21 protein-coding genes and 1 pseudogene are annotated in these 19,744 nt (G+C 60.5%); 16 read left to right on the top strand and 6 right to left on the bottom strand.

Annotated elements, in window-relative coordinates:
* Positions 1-7 precede the first annotated feature (7 nt).
* Complete coding sequence (locus tag ACSQ76_RS00110; RefSeq protein ID WP_437154968.1) at positions 8-1,708, top strand: DUF5927 domain-containing protein; 1,701 nt, start codon at positions 8-10, stop codon at positions 1,706-1,708.
* Positions 1,709-3,140, top strand: a pseudogene (locus ACSQ76_RS00105) (sulfotransferase family 2 domain-containing protein). It abuts the gene before it with no gap.
* On the opposite strand, the gene ACSQ76_RS00100 reads toward ACSQ76_RS00105, so the two are convergent.
* From ACSQ76_RS00100 to ACSQ76_RS00075, 6 genes are all read right to left on the bottom strand, one after another.
* Positions 3,128-3,592: a PTS sugar transporter subunit IIA gene (locus ACSQ76_RS00100; protein ID WP_306127304.1), complete on the bottom strand. Its 465-nt coding sequence runs from the start codon at positions 3,590-3,592 to the stop codon at positions 3,128-3,130. The pseudogene ACSQ76_RS00105 and the gene ACSQ76_RS00100 overlap by 13 nt on opposite strands.
* A 48-nt stretch (positions 3,593-3,640) precedes the next feature.
* A complete protein-coding gene (hpf, locus tag ACSQ76_RS00095) occupies positions 3,641-4,204 on the bottom strand; it encodes a ribosome hibernation-promoting factor, HPF/YfiA family (RefSeq protein ID WP_437154967.1) in 564 nt (187 codons plus the stop codon).
* A 228-nt stretch (positions 4,205-4,432) separates the two neighbouring features.
* Complete coding sequence (lptB, locus tag ACSQ76_RS00090; protein WP_437154966.1) at positions 4,433-5,191, bottom strand: LPS export ABC transporter ATP-binding protein; 759 nt, start codon at positions 5,189-5,191, stop codon at positions 4,433-4,435.
* Positions 5,192-5,689, bottom strand: coding sequence for a lipopolysaccharide transport periplasmic protein LptA (lptA, locus tag ACSQ76_RS00085; RefSeq protein ID WP_306127307.1), 498 nt, complete (start codon positions 5,687-5,689; stop codon positions 5,192-5,194).
* Entirely contained in the window at positions 5,686-6,309 is a 624-nt protein-coding gene (gene lptC / locus ACSQ76_RS00080) for an LPS export ABC transporter periplasmic protein LptC (protein WP_437154965.1), read from the bottom strand. The genes lptA and lptC overlap by 4 nt, the downstream gene beginning before the upstream one ends.
* Before the next feature lie 2 nt (positions 6,310-6,311).
* The gene (locus ACSQ76_RS00075; protein ID WP_437154964.1) at positions 6,312-6,923 is read right to left on the bottom strand and encodes a ribonuclease D; all 612 of its coding nucleotides are present in this window, start codon (positions 6,921-6,923) and stop codon (positions 6,312-6,314) included.
* A 129-nt stretch (positions 6,924-7,052) separates the two neighbouring features.
* Between ACSQ76_RS00075 and ACSQ76_RS00070 the strand changes: the two genes are divergently transcribed.
* From ACSQ76_RS00070 to ACSQ76_RS00005, 14 genes are all read left to right on the top strand, one after another.
* Positions 7,053-8,858, top strand: a complete 1,806-nt coding sequence (locus tag ACSQ76_RS00070; RefSeq protein ID WP_437154963.1) for an alpha/beta fold hydrolase — start codon at positions 7,053-7,055, stop codon at positions 8,856-8,858.
* A gap of 213 nt (positions 8,859-9,071) precedes the next feature.
* Complete coding sequence (locus ACSQ76_RS00065) at positions 9,072-10,259, top strand: tyrosine-type recombinase/integrase (protein ID WP_437154962.1); 1,188 nt, start codon at positions 9,072-9,074, stop codon at positions 10,257-10,259.
* 71 nt (positions 10,260-10,330) lie between these two features.
* The gene (locus ACSQ76_RS00060) at positions 10,331-10,540 is read left to right on the top strand and encodes a helix-turn-helix transcriptional regulator (protein ID WP_437154961.1); all 210 of its coding nucleotides are present in this window, start codon (positions 10,331-10,333) and stop codon (positions 10,538-10,540) included.
* Entirely contained in the window at positions 10,537-11,160 is a 624-nt protein-coding gene (locus ACSQ76_RS00055; protein ID WP_437154960.1) for a hypothetical protein, read from the top strand. Before ACSQ76_RS00060 ends, ACSQ76_RS00055 begins: the two co-directional genes overlap by 4 nt.
* A 97-nt stretch (positions 11,161-11,257) precedes the next feature.
* Entirely contained in the window at positions 11,258-11,437 is a 180-nt protein-coding gene (locus ACSQ76_RS00050; RefSeq protein ID WP_437154959.1) for a helix-turn-helix transcriptional regulator, read from the top strand.
* A 103-nt stretch (positions 11,438-11,540) separates the two neighbouring features.
* The gene (locus tag ACSQ76_RS00045) at positions 11,541-11,927 is read left to right on the top strand and encodes a hypothetical protein (RefSeq protein ID WP_437154958.1); all 387 of its coding nucleotides are present in this window, start codon (positions 11,541-11,543) and stop codon (positions 11,925-11,927) included.
* Positions 11,924-12,193 (top strand): hypothetical protein, encoded by a 270-nt coding sequence (locus ACSQ76_RS00040; RefSeq protein WP_437154957.1) that lies wholly within the window; start codon positions 11,924-11,926, stop codon positions 12,191-12,193. The genes ACSQ76_RS00045 and ACSQ76_RS00040 overlap by 4 nt, the downstream gene beginning before the upstream one ends.
* Positions 12,186-14,150, top strand: coding sequence for a bifunctional DNA primase/polymerase (locus ACSQ76_RS00035; RefSeq protein WP_437154956.1), 1,965 nt, complete (start codon positions 12,186-12,188; stop codon positions 14,148-14,150). The genes ACSQ76_RS00040 and ACSQ76_RS00035 overlap by 8 nt, the downstream gene beginning before the upstream one ends.
* Before the next feature lie 176 nt (positions 14,151-14,326).
* Entirely contained in the window at positions 14,327-14,758 is a 432-nt protein-coding gene (locus ACSQ76_RS00030; protein WP_437154955.1) for a DUF5681 domain-containing protein, read from the top strand.
* Positions 14,755-14,988 (top strand): hypothetical protein, encoded by a 234-nt coding sequence (locus ACSQ76_RS00025; RefSeq protein WP_437154954.1) that lies wholly within the window; start codon positions 14,755-14,757, stop codon positions 14,986-14,988. Before ACSQ76_RS00030 ends, ACSQ76_RS00025 begins: the two co-directional genes overlap by 4 nt.
* A 155-nt stretch (positions 14,989-15,143) precedes the next feature.
* Positions 15,144-15,611 carry a hypothetical protein gene (locus ACSQ76_RS00020; RefSeq protein ID WP_437154953.1) on the top strand — a complete coding sequence of 156 codons (468 nt, stop codon included), beginning with the start codon at positions 15,144-15,146 and terminating at the stop codon, positions 15,609-15,611.
* 1 nt (position 15,612) lies between these two features.
* Positions 15,613-16,890, top strand: a complete 1,278-nt coding sequence (locus ACSQ76_RS00015) for a hypothetical protein (protein WP_437154952.1) — start codon at positions 15,613-15,615, stop codon at positions 16,888-16,890.
* Positions 16,890-19,484, top strand: coding sequence for a hypothetical protein (locus tag ACSQ76_RS00010; protein ID WP_437154951.1), 2,595 nt, complete (start codon positions 16,890-16,892; stop codon positions 19,482-19,484). The genes ACSQ76_RS00015 and ACSQ76_RS00010 overlap by 1 nt, the downstream gene beginning before the upstream one ends.
* On the top strand, positions 19,481-19,744 hold a 264-nt coding region (locus ACSQ76_RS00005; RefSeq protein ID WP_437154950.1), incomplete at its 3' end, for a hypothetical protein. The genes ACSQ76_RS00010 and ACSQ76_RS00005, both read left to right, overlap by 4 nt.

The following is a 19,744-nucleotide window of genomic DNA, read 5'->3' as shown; positions in this document are numbered from 1 at the left end:
GCAGAGGGTGAGCGTCGGCATCATAATGCTGGTCCACACGGCCTTTGACCGGGCCGAGCAGGTGGCGCGCCATTGGGCCGCGTCGGGCTGTCCGCTGGTCATTCACGCCGACCGCAACGTGCCCAACGCGACCTACCGTAAATTCGTCAACGCCCTGTCCGACCTCGACCAGGTGGAATTTGCCAGGCGCCACCGCTGCGAATGGGGGACATGGGGGCTGGTGGCGGCGACGCAGGAAGCGTCGGAAATAATGCTCAAGAGTTTCCCGGAAGTGCGGCACGTCTACCTCGCGTCCGGCTCGTGCCTGCCGCTGCGCCCGGTGCAGGAACTGATCGACTATCTGGCAGATCGGCCGCAGACCGACTTCATCGAAAGCGCCACGACCGCGGATGTGCCGTGGACGATCGGGGGGCTGGATCACGAGCGGTTCACGCTGCGCTTTCCGTTCTCATGGCGGCGGCATCGCAAGCTGTTTGACCGCTATGTCGCGCTGCAACGCAAGGTCGGCTACAAGCGGCGCATTCCCAACGGGATCGTGCCGCATATGGGCAGCCAGTGGTGGTGCCTGACCCGCCAGACCCTATCGGCCATACTGACCGACCCCGAGCGGGCGACCTATGATCGCTATTTCAAGCGTGTGTGGATCCCCGACGAGAGCTATTTCCAGACGCTGTCAAGGCTCTATTCAAGGCAGATCGAGAGCCGGTCGCTGACCCTGTCGAAGTTCGACTACCAGGGCAAGCCGCACATCTTCTACGACGATCACCTGCAATTGCTGCGGCGCTCGGACTGTTTCGTGGCGCGCAAGATCTGGCCCTTTGCCAATCGGCTCTACAACGCGTTCCTGACCGATGCGGCGGGTGCTATGAAGCGCACGGAGCCCAACCCCGGCAAGATCGACCGGATCTTTGCCAAGGCGGTGGAGCGGCGCACGCGGGGCCGGCCCGGCCTGCTGATGCAGAGCCGGTTCCCGGTGGAGGGGCGTGAGAACGGGCTGACCTGTGCGCAATACTCGGTGTTCGAGGGATTCAGCGACCTGTTCGAGAATTTCGAGCCCTGGCTGGCCAAGGTGACGGGCACGCGCGTGCATGGGCACCTGTTCGCACCGGAACGGGCCGAGTTTTCCGATGGCCAGACCGTGATGAACGGCGCGCTGAGCGACAGTGCGAAGCTGCGCGACTACAATCCGCAAGCATTCCTGGCGAGCCTGATCTGGAACACGCGGGGCGAGCGGCAGTGTTTCCAGCTGGGGCCGCGCGATAATATCAAGGATATCGAGTGGCAACTGGCCAGGGACCAGAACGCGCAGATCTCGGTGATTTCGGGCGCTTGGGCGGTGCCGCTGTTCAAGTCGAACATGAACTTCGCCGATATCCGGCAGGAGGCCGCGCTGTTGCAGCAGGTCGAAAGCAAGCACCTGGACGTGCTGCGCTCGCAATGGGGCAAGGCACGGGTGCGGATCTGGACCATGGCGGAATTCATCGAGGCCCCTATGGAGCCCTTGCAGACCATCATCGACGAGATTGGCAAGCAAAGCGTGCATGGCCTGGCGGAGGTGCCGAAGATGGCCGACCTGACCGGGTTCGGGCAGTTCCTGCAGAACCTCAAGAACCAGGGGATGCATCCCTACCTGATGGGCGATTTCCCGGTGGAGCATCGCCTGCACGAGCCGCAGGGGCAAACGCGCAAACCCTACCTGGTGCGATGAATGGCATTCAATTTCGACTACTTCGTGGTGTTCGCCGAAATGCGCACCGGCTCGAACTTCCTTGAGGCGAACCTGAACGCGTTCGAGAGCTTCGAGTGCTTTGGCGAGGCGTTCAACCCGCATTTCATCGGCTATCCCAACCGCGACGAGATCGCCGGCGTGGCGCAGATTACGCGGGACGCGGACCCGATGCAGCTGATCAAGGCCGTCAGGGACACGCCCGGCAAGTTGGGCGGGTTCCGGTATTTTCATGACCATGATCCGCGCATTCTGGAGGTGATGCTGGACGATCCGCGCTGCGCCAAGATCATCCTGACGCGCAACCCGCTGGACAGCTATGTCAGCTGGAAGATCGCGCAGGCGACGGGGCAGTGGAAGCTGACAAACGTCAAGCGGCGCAAGGACAGCCAGGTACGGTTCGACAAGGCCGAGTTCGAGACGCACGTGACGAAGCTGCAGGAATTTCAGGTGCAGTTGCTGAACCGTCTTCAGGCCGCGGGGCAAACGGCGTTCTACATTGCCTACGAGGACCTTCAAGATCTCGACGTGCTGAACGGGCTGGCGAAATATCTGGGCAGCGACGAGCGGCTGGAGGCGCTGGACGCGTCGCTGAAAAAGCAGAATCCCAGCGCGCTGGAAGAAAAGGTGTCGAATTTCAGGGATATGGAGCAGGCATTTTCCGGGCTGGACCCGTTCAACCTGACCCGGACGCCCAATTTCGAGCCGCGCCGGGGGCCCGGCGGTGCCTAGCTTCGTGACCGGGGCACATGCAGCGCTGCTTTACATGCCGATCCGGTCGGGGCCAGAGGCGGAAGTGTGCGCGTGGCTGGCCGGGCTGGATGGCGTGACGGTCAAGGATCTGCCCACGCAGCTGAACCAGAAGGGCCTGCGACAGTGGAAACGGCGCAAGCCGGGCCACCGCAGCTTTACCGTCTTGCGGCATCCGGTGGCGCGGGCCCACGCCGCGTTCTGCGGCAAGATTCTGCAAACCGGGCCGGGGTGTTTGGCCGATATCCGCAAGACATTGCGCAATTTTCACAAGCTGCCACTGCCGGGGCAAATGCCGGACGAGGGTTATGACCTCAGGGCCCACAAGCTGGCCTTTGGCGCATTCCTGCAATTCCTGAAGGCGAACCTGGCGGGTCAGACCAACATCCGGGTGGATGCGCATTGGGCGACGCAGGCGTCCATCATGCAGGGCATGGCGCAGTTCAGCGTTCCGGACGTGGTGTTGCGCGAGGATGAGCTGGCCGAGGGGTTGCCGCAGCTGGCAGCCTCGGTCGGGTACGAGACCGCTGAAGAACCGAGATCTGCGCCGGCAGACCAGCCCTTCGCGATTGAAGACTTCTACGATGAAGAGGTCGAGGACCTTGTCGCGGACATCTACCAGCGCGACTACATGATGTTCGGGTTCAAACCTTACGCGGCCTGAACCGACTGCGCCTCGGTGATGATGGTGTGCAGCGTCGCCGGATCGTCATTGGCGCGAAGCTTGGCGCAGATCGCCGGATCGCGCAGCGTGCGAGACACCAGCGCCAGCGCCTTGAGGTGCTCGACGCCGGCATCCTCGGGCGCGAAAAGGGCGAAGGCAAGGTCGACCGGCTGGCGGTCGACCGAGTTGAAGTCGATCGGGGTTTCCAGAAGGACGAGCGCACCGACGACCGTATCGATGCCGGACAGACGGGCATGGGGCAGGGCGACACCGTGCCCGACGCCCGTCGGACCAAGATTTTCACGCTCGATAAGCGCGTCGACCACGGCCTGATGATCGAGGCCGTAGACCGACTCGGCAATGCTGCCCAGTTCGTGCAACAGCCGCTTTTTGCTGGACACGGAGGAATACACCCGAACCGCGTCAGGCCGCAAAATCTGAGAGAACTGCATTCAGCTACGCTCCATCGGCGGCCGGCGCCGCCTTGCTTGCTCGATCGTTTATGGGTCGATCCATCCGATGTTGCCGTCATCACGGCGATACACGACGTTCAGCCCATTCTTACCTTCATTTCGGAACACGAGCACCGGTGCGCCGGCAAGCTCCATCTGCATGACGGCTTCTCCGACCGACAGAGAGGGAATGGGATGTTCCATCTCTGCTACGATAACCGGCTGAAGGCTTTCTGGTTCCGATTCTTCCCCTTCGCTTTCGGAGGCGAGGATATAGGCGGAAGCCTGAGAAAGTTCAATAGGTTCCGCCCGGTCGCGATGATGGTCCTTCAGACGCCGCTTGTAACGGCGCAACTGCTTTTCCAGTTTATCGCTGCACCCGTCGAAGGCGGCGTAGATTTCGTGCGCGTTGGCCTTGGCCGTGGCCGTCATACCCGTGGACAAATGCACCGTCGCCTCGCAGACGAACTCGCTCGCGCTCTTGGAAAAGATGACGTGTGCGTCCGTGGGGCGTTCGGCATATTTTTCCACAATGGAGTTCAATTCGTTCTCGACGTGCGTCTGCAAAGCCTGGCCGACATCGATTTGTTTTCCACTGATTTGATAGCGCATTCAGAACCTCCAACATGTGAACAGAAATAACCTTGGGGCGGTGTTTCGCCCTGATTCAGGTCAAATCTGTGAGGGATAAAATGACGTTTTCTGTGTGCTCGGCCTCGGCCCAGATGATGGGTCGCTCAGCTCGAACAGTGCAAAAACTGAAAGCGTCATGCCCTTATTTGATCCGCGATATGGGCTACTTGTCAATGGACATTGCGTCAGCAGGCGGCGCAAGATCGCTCAGGATATACGAAAATTTTCGCCCAGGTAGACCCGGCGGACGTTCTCGTTCGACACGACCTCGGCGGGCGTGCCGGACATCAGCACCTGCCCGTCGTGCAGGATATAGGCGCGGTCGACGATCTCGAGCGTTTCGCGCACGTTGTGATCGGTGATCAGCACGCCGATGCCGCGTTTCTTGAGATCTGCGACAAGATGACGGATGTCGCCGACCGAGATCGGGTCGACCCCGGCGAAGGGTTCGTCGAGCAGAAGGTACCTGGGCCGCGCGGCCAGGCAGCGGGCGATTTCCACCCGGCGGCGTTCCCCGCCCGACAGCGCCAGCGCGGGTGCGCGCCGCAGGTGCTCGATGGAAAATTCCGACAGCAGCTCCTCGAGCCGCTCGCGGCGCTTGTGGCGCGAATCTTTCGAGATATCGAGGATTGCCATGATGTTGTCCTCGACCGACATGCCACGAAAGATCGACATTTCCTGCGGCAGGTAGCCCACGCCAAGCTTGGCGCGGCGGTACATCGGCAGGGCGGTGACATCGCGCCCGTCGATGCGCACATGGCCGCCCTCGGGATAGATCAGGCCCGCGATGGCGTAGAAGGTCGTCGTCTTGCCCGAGCCGTTGGGGCCAAGCAGCGCCACGACCTCGCCCTGGCGCAACGACAGGGTCACATCCCTGATGACCACTCGCTTCTTGTAGCTCTTGCGCAGGTTTTCAACGGCAAGGCCGGTGCTTTCGTGAGCGATATGCAGGTCGGGCTTGGACATTTACTGGTTGCCGCCTTCGGGTTGCAGGATGGTCTTGACCCGGCCGGTGACGCGGGCGGTCCCGGCGCGGGTGTCGACGAACATCCGCTCGCCGGTCAGCGCGTTGGGCCCCTGCACCAGCAGGACATCGCCTTCCATCTCGATCAGACCGGTGTCGACGTTGTAATCGGCCTGAGACGCCTCGGCGGCATCCTCGCCACTGACCAGCGTGACGCCTCCGGTCGCCTGAAGCTGCTCGATCCCGCTTTGATCGGCCTTGTAGACGACCAGCACGCGCGGTGCCGAGAGGCGCATTTCGCCTTGTCCGATCAGCACGTTGCCAGTGAAGACCGCAGTGCCATCCTGCTGGTTCACGTCCAGATTGTCGGCCGTGACCTCGACAGGCAGGGTGCTGTCCTGCGCCGTGTTGCCGAAGGCCACCTGCGCCCCCTGGGCGAGAGCGCCCAGCGGCAGGCAGAGCAGAATGAATGGAATCAAAAGGCGAAACGAATGGGTCACTGTTCGATGTCCTCGGCGGGCTGGGGCGTATATATCAGCTTCACCCCATCGGTGAAAAGCAAATGTGCCGCGCCGGTTTCCTCGTCTCCGGTCAGCACCATGCGTCCGGCGCTGAGGTCGCCGGGCGGACCCGTGCCAGAGATCTGGCCCGGCGTTTCGGCATAAAGCACGTCCAGCCTGGCATCGAGGCGTTCGGTCCTCACCTTGTAGCCGGTGGTGGTGTCGACGTGGACATCGCCGATCAGCGAGGCGTTCAGATCGGATTGGTGCATGCTGGCGCGGTCGGAGGTCACCGTCACGACGCTGCCCGACGCCAGGCGCATCTCGGCGGTGACATCCTCGGCATTGATCAGGCGCGGATCCTGCGGGTTGGGCCGTGCGGTTTCGGCCGTGACCATGATCTCGTCCCCGCCGCGGGTGACGCCGGCGAAGGCAGCATTGGTTGCGCCCTGTTCCTGGGCGCGCTGCTCGAGGTCGATCTCGGCGATGGGAATGGATTTGGTTGGGTCGATATGGCGCGAGATCAAGAACAGGGTCGACAACAGGCCAAGCGCGGTCAGGGGCAGGATGATCTTCATCCATGCCACGAGCCGCGAATAGAAATTGTCGGTTGTTGCCATGATCAATGCGCGAAAATGTCCGTCTCCGGCCAGCCCGCAAGGTCCAGCCGGGCGCGCGTGGGCAGAAAATCGAAACAGCTTTGCGCAAGCTCGGTACGGCCTTCGCGGGCCAGCCGCGCATCGAGTTCGGACCGTAGCTGGTGCAGATAGAGAACGTCGGATGCGGCGTAGTCCAGCTGGGCCCCGGTCAGTTCGGGCGCGCCCCAGTCCGACGATTGCTGCTGTTTCGATATGTCGACGCCAAGCAGTTCCTGAAGCAGGTATTTCAGGCCGTGGCGATCGGTGTAGGTGCGGATCAGCTTGCTGGCGATCTTTGTGCAGTAGACAGGCGCGGCGAGAGCCCCGAAAGCGTTGAACATCGCAGCGATGTCGAAGCGGCCGAAGTGGAAGAGCTTCAGCACGCTCGGATCGGTCAGAAGACGCTCCAGATTGGGTGCGCTGGTCTGGCCCTGCATCACCTGAACGATATGCGAATCGCCGTCGCCGCCCGACAGTTGCACCACGCAAAGCCGGTCGCGGTGCGGGTTGAGCCCCATCGTTTCACAGTCGATTGCGACGACCGGACCGAGGTCGAGGTCGTCTGGAAGATCGGATTTGTAGAGATGATTGGCCATGGTCCGCCGGGGTTGCTTGAAACGTATATAGGGCGCTGCCGCGCAATGTGAGCCTGCTTAAGCGAAAAGCTGCGTGTGCTCAATGAAAAGCCGGGACATCGCCCGCTTAGGACAGGTCACGATCAAACCGTGCCGGAGGATCACGACGCCCCGGAGAACCGGCAAAGTGTCGACCTCGCCTTTGCGATCCTGCGATCCGAGACGACCTATCCGGCCCCGGACCCTCTGGTTTACCTGCATGGCGGGCCCGGGATCGGTAACCTGAACAGCGGTCTGAGCTTCATGGCGGACGCTTTTGCGCCGTTTCGTGCCAACCGCGACGTGATCATCTTCGATCAGCGGGCCGCCGGCATCTCTTCGGGCAGCGTGGTCTGCTACGAGCAGATTGCGCAGAATGTCAGCCAGGTCATTACCGAGGAGACCGGCGCGCTGAAGGCCGACCCGGAGGGAAGCCCCGTGGTCAGCCAGTTCCTGAAGGACTGCCTGTCGGAGATCGAGGCGGACGGCACGGATCTTTCGAAATACAACACGCGCCAGAACGCGCTGGACGTGCCGATGATCCTGACCGCGCTGGGCTACGAGGAGTGGAACCTTTACGGCATTTTCTACGGTACCAAGCTGACGCTGGAGGTGTTGCGCAGTGCGCCCGAGGGTGTCCGGTCTGCCGTGATAGACGGGGTCGCGCCACCGTGGGTCCGGCTCTATGACACGCTGACCCTGCCACTGGCGGAGTCGATGCAGCGCCTGGTCGAGGATTGCGCCGCGGACATGGCCTGTGACACGGCCTATCCCGATCTGGGCGAGGTGCTGCGCGACGTCCTCGCGCGGTCGACGGCGGGGGACCTGGTGGTCGACGGCTCGACCATTCCGCTGCAACTGGTGCTCAACTTCTTTTCGCAACGCAACGATCGGTTCAACCTCGGCTCGCTCACGCCGTATATCCCCGCGATGGTGTACGAGTTGCACAGGGGCGACGACACGCCAACGATCGAAATGGTCGTGAAGGACTGGGATTTTTCGGTGCCGCAACAGGATGCGGACGCGGTTCTTGCGGCACGGCGGGACGACCTGACCGAGCAGCAGGTGCATCTTCTGCAAATGGCGCTGGGCGATGCCGCGATTATCGACGATGCCACAACGGCGCTCGGGATCGCCGTGGCTGACCTGCGCCGTCAGTTGCGCCGTGACCGCGTGCTGGGCCCGATGCCGGGATTGTTCGATGCCGAGTTGTCTGCCGCCGTTCCCGACACGATCGTGACCTCGGATGCCGCCCGCGCGACGCTGGAAGGGTATTCGGCGTTGCAGCTGGGTGCGCCGACGCGCGAAAGGTTGTCAAAGTTCGTCGAAACGCATTTCGAGGGGCCGCATCTTTCGCGACTGCTCGCCATAGTCGAGGCCATGACCGACGAGGAGATCGCCGCGGTCTTTGCCGACGCGGCGCAATCGGTGCAGACGCATACGTTGGAATTTCAGCAGAACTCCATCGATCTGATGCTCTATGCATGCCAGGAGGACATGCCCTACAATACGATGGAAGGTTACCGGCAGACGTCCGCGGAACAGCCTTTTGACGTGACGGCGTTTTTCGATGGAGCGGCGGCGGGTGTCTATACGGTTTGCACTGCGTTCACATCAACCCAGCGCGAAAATTGGCACGAGGTGGTGGAAAGCGATATTCCCACCGTCTCGATCGGGTCCGGATGGGACACGCAGACCGCTGCAAGCTGGGCGAAAGAAGCCACGCGCGGTCTGACCAATGCGCAGCACTTCTTCATCGCCGAGGCCGGTCACGGCGCGTTGGCCTATGTCGATTGCGTCGGAGACATGACCGCAGCCTTTGTGAACGATCCGACCCGGACGCTGGACAATTCCTGCGTCGAGGCGACAGCGGTTCCAGCGTTCCATATCGCACCGTGGGTCGACACGGCGCAGTAAACGCCCAAGCGAAACGGCGCCTGCTTGTCAGAACTGCAATCTGCCCGGGAAGGTGGTGCCGCTGAAGGGCATTGAAACCCTATATCATGTGGTTCCAATCTGTGTCACACACCCCGGTTTTTCAATAAAAACGGTAACTTCATCGTTTCATGCTGTTTCATGCTGTCGCGTTCTATACTATATATAGAGGTGGATTAAGAGGGGGACAGATATTTGCCCGCGCAACACAAGCTATCAGCCGCCAAGGTCAAGAATGCGAAACCCGGCAAGTATTCCGATGGCGCTGGTCTATGGCTCCACAAGCGTGAGGACGGCGGGGCTCAGTGGGTTCTCCGTGTCACTGTCCACGGCAGGCGCAGGGAAATGGGTCTCGGTGCCCTGAGCGATGTCAGCCTGAAAGAAGCTCGCGATTCTGCCGAGCGCTGGCGGGCCGTAGTGCGGGACGGGAAAGATCCGATCAAGGAACGAGAGCGCCTGCGCCGCGATGCGATGCGCGACGACCACACTCTATCCTCAGTGGCCGTGGAGGCATTCGAAGCCAAGAAGGCCGAATTGAAAGGCGACGGCAAGGCAGGCCGATGGTTCACTCCCCTCGAACTGCACGTCTTGCCGAAGATTGGAAAAGTCCCGGTCGAGGATATCGACCAGCGCGACATCAAGAACACCCTGGCACCTATCTGGCATACGAAGTCAGACACCGCGAGAAAGGCTCTAAACCGGCTTAACATCACCTTGAAGCATGCTGCTGCCATGGGACTCGATGTTGACGTTCAGGCAACGGAAAAAGCCAAGGCGTTGCTGGGCAAGTCCCGACATGAAGCACGCAATATTCCAGCGCTGCTTTGGCAAGAGGTGCCAAGCTTCTATAAAAGCCTTTCCGAGGGAACAGTGACGCACCTGGCCTTGAGGCTCCTGATTCTGACAGCTCTGCGCTCCAAGCCGATCCGGTTCTGTCGTCTTGATGAGATTGAAGGCGACGTGTGGACCGTTCCCGCCGAAAACATGAAGTCGCAGAAGGGATATGAACAGGAATTTCGGGTACCGCTGTCCGCAGAGGCCTTGGCCGTCATCGAGCAAGCCAAGCCGCTGGCGCGGGATGGCTACCTGTTCCCGAGTGTGCGTAGGGGCGTTCTCTCCGACGCGACGATGAGTGCATTGATGAAACGGCGCGGCATGGACGCCCGCCCGCATGGCTTCCGATCCAGCTTCAGAACCTGGTGCGCAGAGGCAACGAGTACGCCGGAGAACATTGCCGAGGTGGCTTTGGCGCACGTGACCGGAACGAAAGTTGCCCGTGCCTATCGCCGCACGGATTTCCTCGATCAACGCCGTGTTTTGATGGCCCGTTGGGCGGATCATGTCACCGGCGAAAACACAAGTGAGGTGTTTCGATTTGCCTAATTTTTGGGCATTAATTCTGCTTAAACCTTCCTGTGCCAGATTGCGGACAGTCCTAGAAGAAAGGTTTTAGAATGACGGACAAAATTCTTCGCTGCCGGGAAGTGCAGCACGCAATCGGTCTTAGCAGATCCACGATATACCGGATGATCGAGCGCGGTGATTTCCCGCGACCCCAAAAGCTTGGCCTGCGCGCCATTGGCTGGCGGGAAAGCGCGATTGAGGGTTGGATTGCTGATTGCGAGGCTGAGCCGTCATACACTTTTCGGGGTTGCCCACGATGAGTACCAAGATTTTTCCAGAGGTCATTGATGATGGTCACGAGCCACATCGGAGATTGGCTTGGCGTCTCAATTGTTCCGAAGAACTGATCGACGCCTGCTCGAAAGGGCTAGGGGTGCCAGAATGGATTTCGTCAAAACATATCGATCAAGTCAAAGAGGAAATCGATGCCCTCAACAAAGCCCGACAGTCCGCAAAGAACCTGGCTAGGCATTTGTCCCGGTTGGACCCTGAGAGCCAGCAGCTTCTGGTCCAAGCGGGTTGCATCACAATGTACCAGATTGACAAACTAGCCGAAGAACTAGGCCGAGACATCGGACAGTTGGATAAATTCAGAGCAACTCATCCGCGTCCCGGAGGGAGGAATCCAGCTGCTTATGCGGTCGCGAAATTAGTTCATCGGGCCTTCCGGGTTCTGGGAAAGCCGATAACGTGGGGCGTCTTCGAAGGGTCGCCAAGTACAGAGTACGGTCAAACCGTTGACTATGCTTTTGGCCTTTTCGGAATCGACAGCGACTGGCGGCGACCAGCAGAGGCTGTCCGGAGCGAGTACCTTCGCCGTCAAATGAAAACGAGCAACGCCATCGCAGCGTTTAAGGCAAACCAATTCAAAGAGAATTAATTTGGAGTTGGCATTTAGACGAAGCTGAACCCCGGAGAGCATAATAGGTCCAGAAGGGACACTGTTGGGGTGTTCCAGCAAGCAAGAGGCCCGAACGATGAAATATCTCAGCTTCAGCGAACTTCGCCAAAAGCTCGGCGGTCGCGGACGGTCAACGGTCTACAGGGACATCGAGGCAGGACGACTGCCCAAGCCCATCAAACTAGGCGGACGGCTGTACTGGATTGAGCGCCAGGTTGATGAGGCCCTGATCAGTCATCTGCAGGAAGCAGCGTGAAAGAAAACCCCACCCAAAGGTTCGGGCAGGGGCGGTATCTATCTGTGCGTACACATAGAAGATAACGCATCCGGCCCGTTCCTTCAAGACAAAGGTAACGAGCATGAATAAGAAAACAGACACTAAACCGCCTCAAAACACCCAATGGATCATTTCGAGGCTTGATCTACCGCGCCGTCGAGGCGGCGCGCGCTACGAGGTGCAACACGCGGACGGTGAGCGTGAAACCATCACCTTGAGCAATCGCAAAAGGCAAGTACTGGACGCGCTGGTCCGCAGCCCAATTTACTGCGCCAGCCCGGTTCGCCTGTCCGACATCGTTCTGCTTCTGCGGAATGAAAACGGGATCAACATCGAAACCGAATTCTTCCAGGAGAATGATGGGATCGAGAACACACGCTTCGGCATCTACGTCCTTGTAGACCAGGTGCGCTACCTCGGCGAAACCAGCACTGTCGCCAGTCCCGCTGTGGAAAGTGAGGCGGCATGACTGAGTGTTCACGTAAACCCGAGGATGACCTGAGGGGTTATGTGGAGGTCCGCGAAGGTTGGGGCGAGGAAATCGCCCCATACCGCTACCTGACGGTCTACTACGTCTATGACTGGTCCCGCCACCGGGACAGCGCGGCAATCGTCGGCAGCTTCGACACACGCCCCAAAGCTATCGCGTTCGCAAAAGAGTGGGCCGAGACGCATGGGCGAAACCTGGCGACGGCTGAGGTCATCCCCCTACGGAGGGAGGTTGCCCATGGCTGAACAGAACCTTCTGGCCTCGCGTCCGGTCGACGCTGCCCTGGACCTCGCTGCTAAGGGGTTTCCGGTCTTTCCGTGCGGGCAAGACAAGCGGCCACTGGTCAAGTGGACCAAAGAGGCGACGACAGACCCGCAGAGGGTCGAAAGCATGTGGCGTCAGCATCCCTACGCGATGATCGGGCTGCCGACAGGGCCTAAGTCCGGTCTCTACGTCATAGACCTCGATGTGGACAAGAACACCGGCGAAGCGGTTGGAGAAGCCAGCCTGAGCGCCCTTGGAATGGCCGACCTGATGGCTGAGGGCTTGAGCGTGTGCACCCCAAGCGGAGGGCGGCATATCTACTTCAGGCATCCGGGCGAAGGTTTCGGAAATTCAGCCAAGCGGCTCGGCAATGGCATAGATACCAGGGGAGACGGCGGCTACGTCATTGCTCCAGGATCCCAATTCGGAACCGACAGTTACCGCGCTGTCACCGGCAATCTTGACAAGGCGACACTGCCCGCCCTGCCCCAATCTGTGCGCGACCTGCTAGAGACGCCAAAAAAGGCATCGGAAGTTTTACACCTTGATGTCGGCAACCAATCCGCATGGGCCGACGCCGCGCTGTCAGGCGAACTCGGGAAGCTGATGGCGGCTCCGGAGGGCAGGAGAAATGATACCCTGAACACGGTGGCTTTTCGCCTCGGGCAAATCGTCGGTTCAGGACGGCTTGACGACTCACAGGTCCGTTGTCGGCTTCTTGGATCGGCCCAAGCAATCGGCTTGCCCGAGCAGGAAGCCATAGCCACCATTGAAAGCGGTCTGTCGGCGGGCATGCAGCACCCCCGCGAACCCTCTGGTGGCGAGGGCAACATGGCGCGGGCTGCCGCAATTTACCCTGCAGATGATGACAAGGAATTTATATGCGCCGCCTCGCTGGACGGCGTTCCCGTGCCCCCGCGCGAATGGCACGTGCCGGATATCATCCCTGCCGGAACCGTTACGTTGCTCAACGGCGATGGCGGTACAGGGAAAAGCTTGATTGCGCTCCAGTTGGCCGTAGCAACGGCGTTAGGTCGCCAATGGCTTGGACAGGAGTGCAAGAGCGGCACGGTCCTGTTCGTCAGTGCTGAGGACGACAAGAACGAACTGCACAGGCGGTTGGCAGATGTCGTCGCTGCAGAGGACATAACCTTCAGCGACCTCGACAAGCTCGTATTCCGTAGCTTGGCAGGCAAAGACGCGCTTCTCGCCTGCCCAGAGGGCAAAACGAACATCCTGAATGAAACGCCGCTGTTCCAAGTCATGGAACACTGGATCAGCCGCTATCGCCCGTCGCTTGTGGTATTTGACACGTTGGCCGACCTTTTCGGCGGGGATGAGAACAACCGAGCACAGGCCCGCCAGTTCATCGGGATATTGAAAGGCCTCGCTCTGAAACACGGGACGACCATCCCGTTGCTGGCTCACCCCTCGCTTTCTGGCATGGCCAGCGGCTCTGGGAGTTCCGGTTCGACGGGCTGGAACAACTCGGTTCGCTCACGCCTGTATTTCCGTCGGCTCAGGTCCGACGGTGAGGAAATCGATCCGGATGCCCGCGAGCTTGAAGTGATGAAGGCCAACTATGGACCTGCAGGTATCGTCCTGAAACTCCGGTGGCAAAACGGCGTATTCGTCACCGACACTTCGCAAGGCGGAACCCTCGACCGCATGGCGGCGGACGCCAAAGCGGAACGCGTTTTCCTGCGCCTTCTGGACGAATACACGGCACAAGGCCGTTTCGTTTCAGCCAGCCCATCCAGCACCTATGCCCCGGCTGCGTTCCAGGGGAATCCGAATGCCGAGGGGATGACAAAACGGGCCTTCAAGATGGCCATGGAAAGGCTGTTCCAGCGCGGGGTTATCACGGTGGCCGAGCACGGAAGTGGGGCCAAGGCCCGCAATCACATCGCCAGAAAAACGGAGCGCCAGGATGACTAGGGATAGGGTGCAACGCCGGTGCAACGCCGGTTCAACGGGGGGTGCAACGAGGGGTACAACGCCCGTGCAACGCCCGTGCAACGGGGTGCGACACACTCCCCTATATACCCCACTGGCGTTGCACCCGCCCTTGGCGGCGGGGTGCACGCCTCCGCTAGCCAGAAAGGCAGGGCGTGATGGCACGTAAAAACGCCTCGACAACGTACACCGACAAGACCGGCAAGTTTGCCGAGGGCAACCCTGGCCGCCCCAAGGGCGCACGCCACAAGACAACCCGTGCGGTCGAGGATCTTCTGGACGGAGAGGCCGAGGGTCTGACCCGCAAGGCGGTGGAATTGGCCCTCGAAGGCGACACGACCGCTCTACGCCTCTGCATGGAGCGCATAGCGCCCGCCAGGAAGGACACACCGGTCAATTTCGACCTTCCCCCCATGAAATCCGCCCAGGACGCCTCACAGGCCGCTCAGGCGGTCCTACAGGCCGTCTCAGAGGGTCAGCTAACCCCGCTGGAAGGCGCAAGCGTCATGGCGCTGGTGGAGGGCTACCGGAAAGCTCTGGAAACGACCGAACTGGAACAACGCATCGCAGCATTGGAGGCCACGAAATGACCGGGATCAGAAACAGGGTGGAACGACTGGAGCGGCAAGCGGGCTCGGGCCTCGTGGTTGCCCTTCTCAACGAAGAAACGACCCCTGGGTCATCCGACTGCGCATTCGTCGTCGTCGATGGACGCACGTGGCAGCAAGAGCCTGGCGAGGCCGATGCCGATTTCGTCGCACGCGTCCAGTCCGCAAACCGCAACGTGGTCGTGCTCGAAGCTGACGCAATCAACTTGTGACGGGCCGGGAAGAAGGAAGGGATACAGCATGAACCTGAGACACCGCATCAAAGCGCTGGAAACGCAAAACAGCCGACAGCCCTCGCCGGAGGGTGAAGGCAAACGGCGGCTAGCCGAATACCTAGACCGCATCGCTGAGCGGCAGGAACCGCCCGATGACCCCGAACGAGAACGTGCGTCCGAATTTCTCAAAAACGAATGGCCCGCAATCTTGGAGCGCATCCGTAGGAAAGCTGGAGGCAAGCATGTCGATTAAGAGAAGAATCGAAAAGCTTGAGGGCGCGAACGGCACTGGCTTCGAGATGCCGATATTCCTGGTGTCTTTCGTCGCTACGCAGGACGAAGACGCGGAATGCTCTTTGGCGCTCACGTCCGGCATGAAGTTCAAACGAACAGACAGCGAAACCGAGGGCGAATTCCTCATGCGGGTCTACGCGTCTCGTTGCGCGGACAAACCCATCGAACACCAGACAGACGATGAACTGGAAATCCTCGTTGCATCACAAGACGAGGAAGCAGCGCTTTCCCTGAGAAAGACAGGGAGCATTCCCGACGATGTTCTGAACACCGTCATCAACCGGCTGAAGGAAACAGCCTCACAGGAAAGAAATCAGGAGCAGTAAAATGAATATGGACGCCCGAATTATTCTAGGCGGTCAAAGCCCGGATCTGGTCAATACCCTCGCGCGGTCTACACAGGCGGCAGCACTGACCAACCAAAACCAGCGCAGGAACGCCTTGGCTGACGTCTACCGGACCCAAGGCCCTGCCATCATGCAAGGTGATCAGAACGCGCTGAACGCACTGTCACAGGTGGATCCGATGGCCGCAATGGATGTGCAGAGCAACCGTCTGGGCATGGAGCGGACCCGCCAGAGCATGCAGATTGATCGTGAGAAAATGGCGATGCTGCGTGACGAAGCGAAGCGCCAGGCCCGACTTGATGCGGCCAACCTCTCAGCAGAGCAGCGCAAGGCGACGGCTGACAAGCTCTCAGGTATCCTTCGTGGTGCGGCTGCGATGTACCAAGCGGGTGACCGCGATACCTACAATGCGTGGGTGCAGCACAACGGCCTTGACCCGAACCAATATCCGTTCGAGCAATTCCCTGCGCACCTCGCGCAGGCCACAGGCACCATCGAGGCGCTGACAGAGGTTCAGGAGTATGCCCAGGGGCCGCAAGATCCCGCAGCCATGCAGACCCTTCGTATCCGGGCGCAAGAGGCTGGCCTTCAACCGGGCACGCCGGAATACCAGGAGTTCATGCGCACGGGTGGACGCCCCGCAGAGTTCACGGAATTCGAGGGCGACGGTTTCAGTTATCGGACGGGCGTTGGTTCGCCCCCGGCAAGCAATGATCAACCGATCCCAACGACTGATGTTGAAACGCCGGATGAAGAAGCGGTCGGAAATGAAGCGTTTGGCCTGGAAGGCATATTGAAAGGCGTTGCGAACACCGTGACTGACGTTACGACTGGCACCGAAGCGTTCCCGGAGGCGGCGCGTCAATCCCGACTGTTTGCGGACCTCGAAACTGACCTGCTCGCGAAAATCTCGCAAAGCTTCGACCGCCAACCTGCGCAGCGATACATGGAAATCATCCGGGACACGCTTCCCCGCGCCGGAAACCTTACGCAAGGTCCGGCAGGTGCGCGAAACCGCATGAACGAATTACGGCAGCGGTTCATGGACGACCTTGCAACCCTGGAGCAGCAGGAAAAGGTTATCAGCCCGCAGAATCGCCGTGAAATCAGCGAAATCAGGAGCAAGGCCCTCGCTTTGCAGCAGGTCATTCGTCGGATTGATCGGGGCATTGCCAGCCTCGATGAACCCGGCACTGGCGGCGAAATCTCGCAGGAAGACCGCGAGTACCTCGAAAGCCTTGGACTGGAGGTCGACTGATGGCCACTTATGAAACCCTCATTACCAAATCTAAAGAGCTGAACGCTGCGGGCAGAAAGGACGACGCGCGCCGCGTGGCTGAAATCGCGCTAAAGATGCGGAAGGGTCAGCCGCAGGATCAATCCGACCCGATGGCGTTCGTGAACAAGGGCATTGCCCGCACGGTCGGCGGGGCTGTGGATCTGCTCAATCCCTTCGATGAGCCGCACGCGCTCAATCCATTTGACGAAGGTACAGGATCGGCTGCGCAGGGCCTGGAGAACGTCATGGAGGCGGGCGGTATTCGTGTCGCAGACCGTGACCCGCAGAACCTCATTGAGAGCTTTGCGCTTGGCACCGGGGACGCCGCAGGCTCCCTTCCCTCTGTTGCACTCGGGTTGAGAATGCTCAGCCAGGCGGGTGGAGCGGTCGGGCAGTATGCAGACGATGCCTTGCGCTCCATTTCCTCGAAAATGGGTGTCGGCGCGGAAATGACGGCAGGCGGCGTGTCACGCGTGGCCGAGGATGCGGCGGAAAGGGCCGGTGCCCCGGAGTGGGTGCAGAACACAGCGGCTGTAGCGGCCCCTGTGGCGGCTGCGGGCACGTTGGCGGGCTTGGGGCGCGCAGCAGGCTATACGGCGTCCAGGACGCCCATGGGGGCTCTTGCGGGGCGTGTGAAGGCGGAGATGGCCCCTTACACCAAGAGCGGCGCAACGGAAGTGGCGCGGGAGCGCGTTCAGACCCTTGCAGGTGGACCGGAGCGCGCAGATGAGTTGGGCCGAGGCATCAACCCGGATGATGAGTTTGGTTTGACGCCCGCGCAGCAGACCGGCGACCCGAACCTGTTGGCGCTGGAAGACCTGGCCGCACGGCAAAGCGTTGATGTTCGCGAACGCGTTGCGGAACAAGGGCGGCGCACGCAGCAAGTCGGCAGGGAACAGGTCGATGCTCTTGGGGGCGACGTCGAGGACACACAGCGTTTCTTTGCGAGGCAGCGCCAGGACTTCAAAAAGCGAATTGAAGGACAGGTAAACGATGCCCTCTCACAGGCCGACACGCGACTTTCCGAATTGCGGTCCCGCCAACTGGAAGGCGACATTAGCGATGACGTGGTTCGCGCCGTTGATAATGCGTTCAGCACCGCAAAGCTGGAAGAAGCGGACCTTTGGGCCGAGGTTGATTTTTCGGAAATGGTGCCGACGACAAACGCAAAGGCAACTGCGCAAAGCATCATTGAAGATACGCCATTTGCACTGCGCGGCATCATTCCCCGCGAAGCCAGAGACATCCTGGAGGCCGATCAGGTTTTCGGGGATCAGGCTTCGGTCAAGGAAATGCACGGTGCGTACTCGGCGCTACGCCAAAAGGCGCGGGAATTGCGTGCGCAACAGGAGCCGAACAGGCGGCAAATCGCGCTGACGGACAGGCTGGCGGATTCACTGCTGGAAGATATGGGCGCGTTTGATGGCTCGACGGCGGCAGGTGCGGCTATGAACCGGGCGCGTGCCTATTCAGCGGGAATGCACGAGGTTTTCGACCAAGGCGCGGTCGGTCGGATCACGCAGCAAAAACGGTCTGGCGAAGCTGCCGTTGAACCGGAGGCCGCACTGCGTTCGACGGTTGGGCGTGGTGGTCCGCAGGGCGCAAAGGATGCAGAACGGCTTTCGCGTGCGGGTGGCGACCGGGCGGATTACGGCATTGAAGAATTCGTAAAAAGCCGGTTTGGCGAGAAAGCCTTTACCGCGAGGGGTGAATTTACAAGCGCAGGTGCGCGTGGTTTCATGCGGAAGAACGAGGAATTGCTGCGCCGTTACCCGGAGCTGCGGGCCGAATTGCTGGAAGCCGTGGGTCAGCGGGAAACGGCAGAAAGCCTCTCGGCGCGCATGTCGCGACGGATAGCCGACATAGAGAATGCAAAGAGAAGCGCCACCCAAAAGTTCCTTGGGGAACAGCCAGAAAAAGCCATAGGGGCATTGTTCAATGCGCAGAACCCGACGCGGGCGGCGCGTCTCACAGCCAACGCGGCCCGCAAAGACAAGAGTGGGGCGGCTACTCGCGGCCTTAAGGGTGCTGTTGCTAAGTACCTGATTTCCAGCGCCAGCAAGCATGTGCAGGGCGAGACGGTGTTCTCGGGTAATGCACTTGCGGCAGAAATCGAAAAGCCCGAAATCAAGCGCGTCATCAATCAGATCATGACGGAGAACGAGCGGGCGCGACTGCGCACGATTGCCCGCGCTCTTTCCAGGGCAGAGAACGCCCAGGCCAACGCATCCAACGTGGGCGAGAGCCTTTCAGGTGCACAGGCAAACCAGATGCTTTCCACAATCGCGCGCATCATTGCGGCACGACAGGGCGCGCAGCTTGGCGGTGGCTCAGGTGGATCGATTCAGACTGCACAGATGGCGTCCAGTCGAACGCGGGACATGCTGAACCGCCTCGCATCTGACAAAGCTTCGCAGCTTATCTCAGATGCCATCACGGATCCCGATTTGATGAAGGCCCTGCTGCGCGGACGCGGCACGGCGAAGGCGCAGGATGACTTCGTGCCGTACCTCCTGCCCTACGTGATTGGCGGCGCGGCTACAGTCGCGGCAGAGATGGAGGAAAGCAGATGACCGGATTTGCCAAGCGTGTTGCCCGATTGGAGGGCAACCGCACTTCCACGAAAGGCTGGGTTCTTGCGAACGCCCCCGCGAATTGGCCGGAGGAGAGATGCCTGAGGCGAGCCTTCGAGTTGCTGCAGGATGACCTCGATCAGGCCGATGCGACGGTGGATGTCCGCAGGCAGGAAGGTCTGTCAGACGTATCTATCGTGTACGCCACAGAAGACCTGTCCAGAGCGCTGAGGAGCGTGGCTGACCAGCGAAGGCGTATT

This window comes from Roseovarius sp. B08, assembly GCF_051417955.1.
Lineage (GTDB): Bacteria > Pseudomonadota > Alphaproteobacteria > Rhodobacterales > Rhodobacteraceae > Roseovarius.
This window is presented reverse-complemented; position numbering and strand designations above follow the sequence as displayed.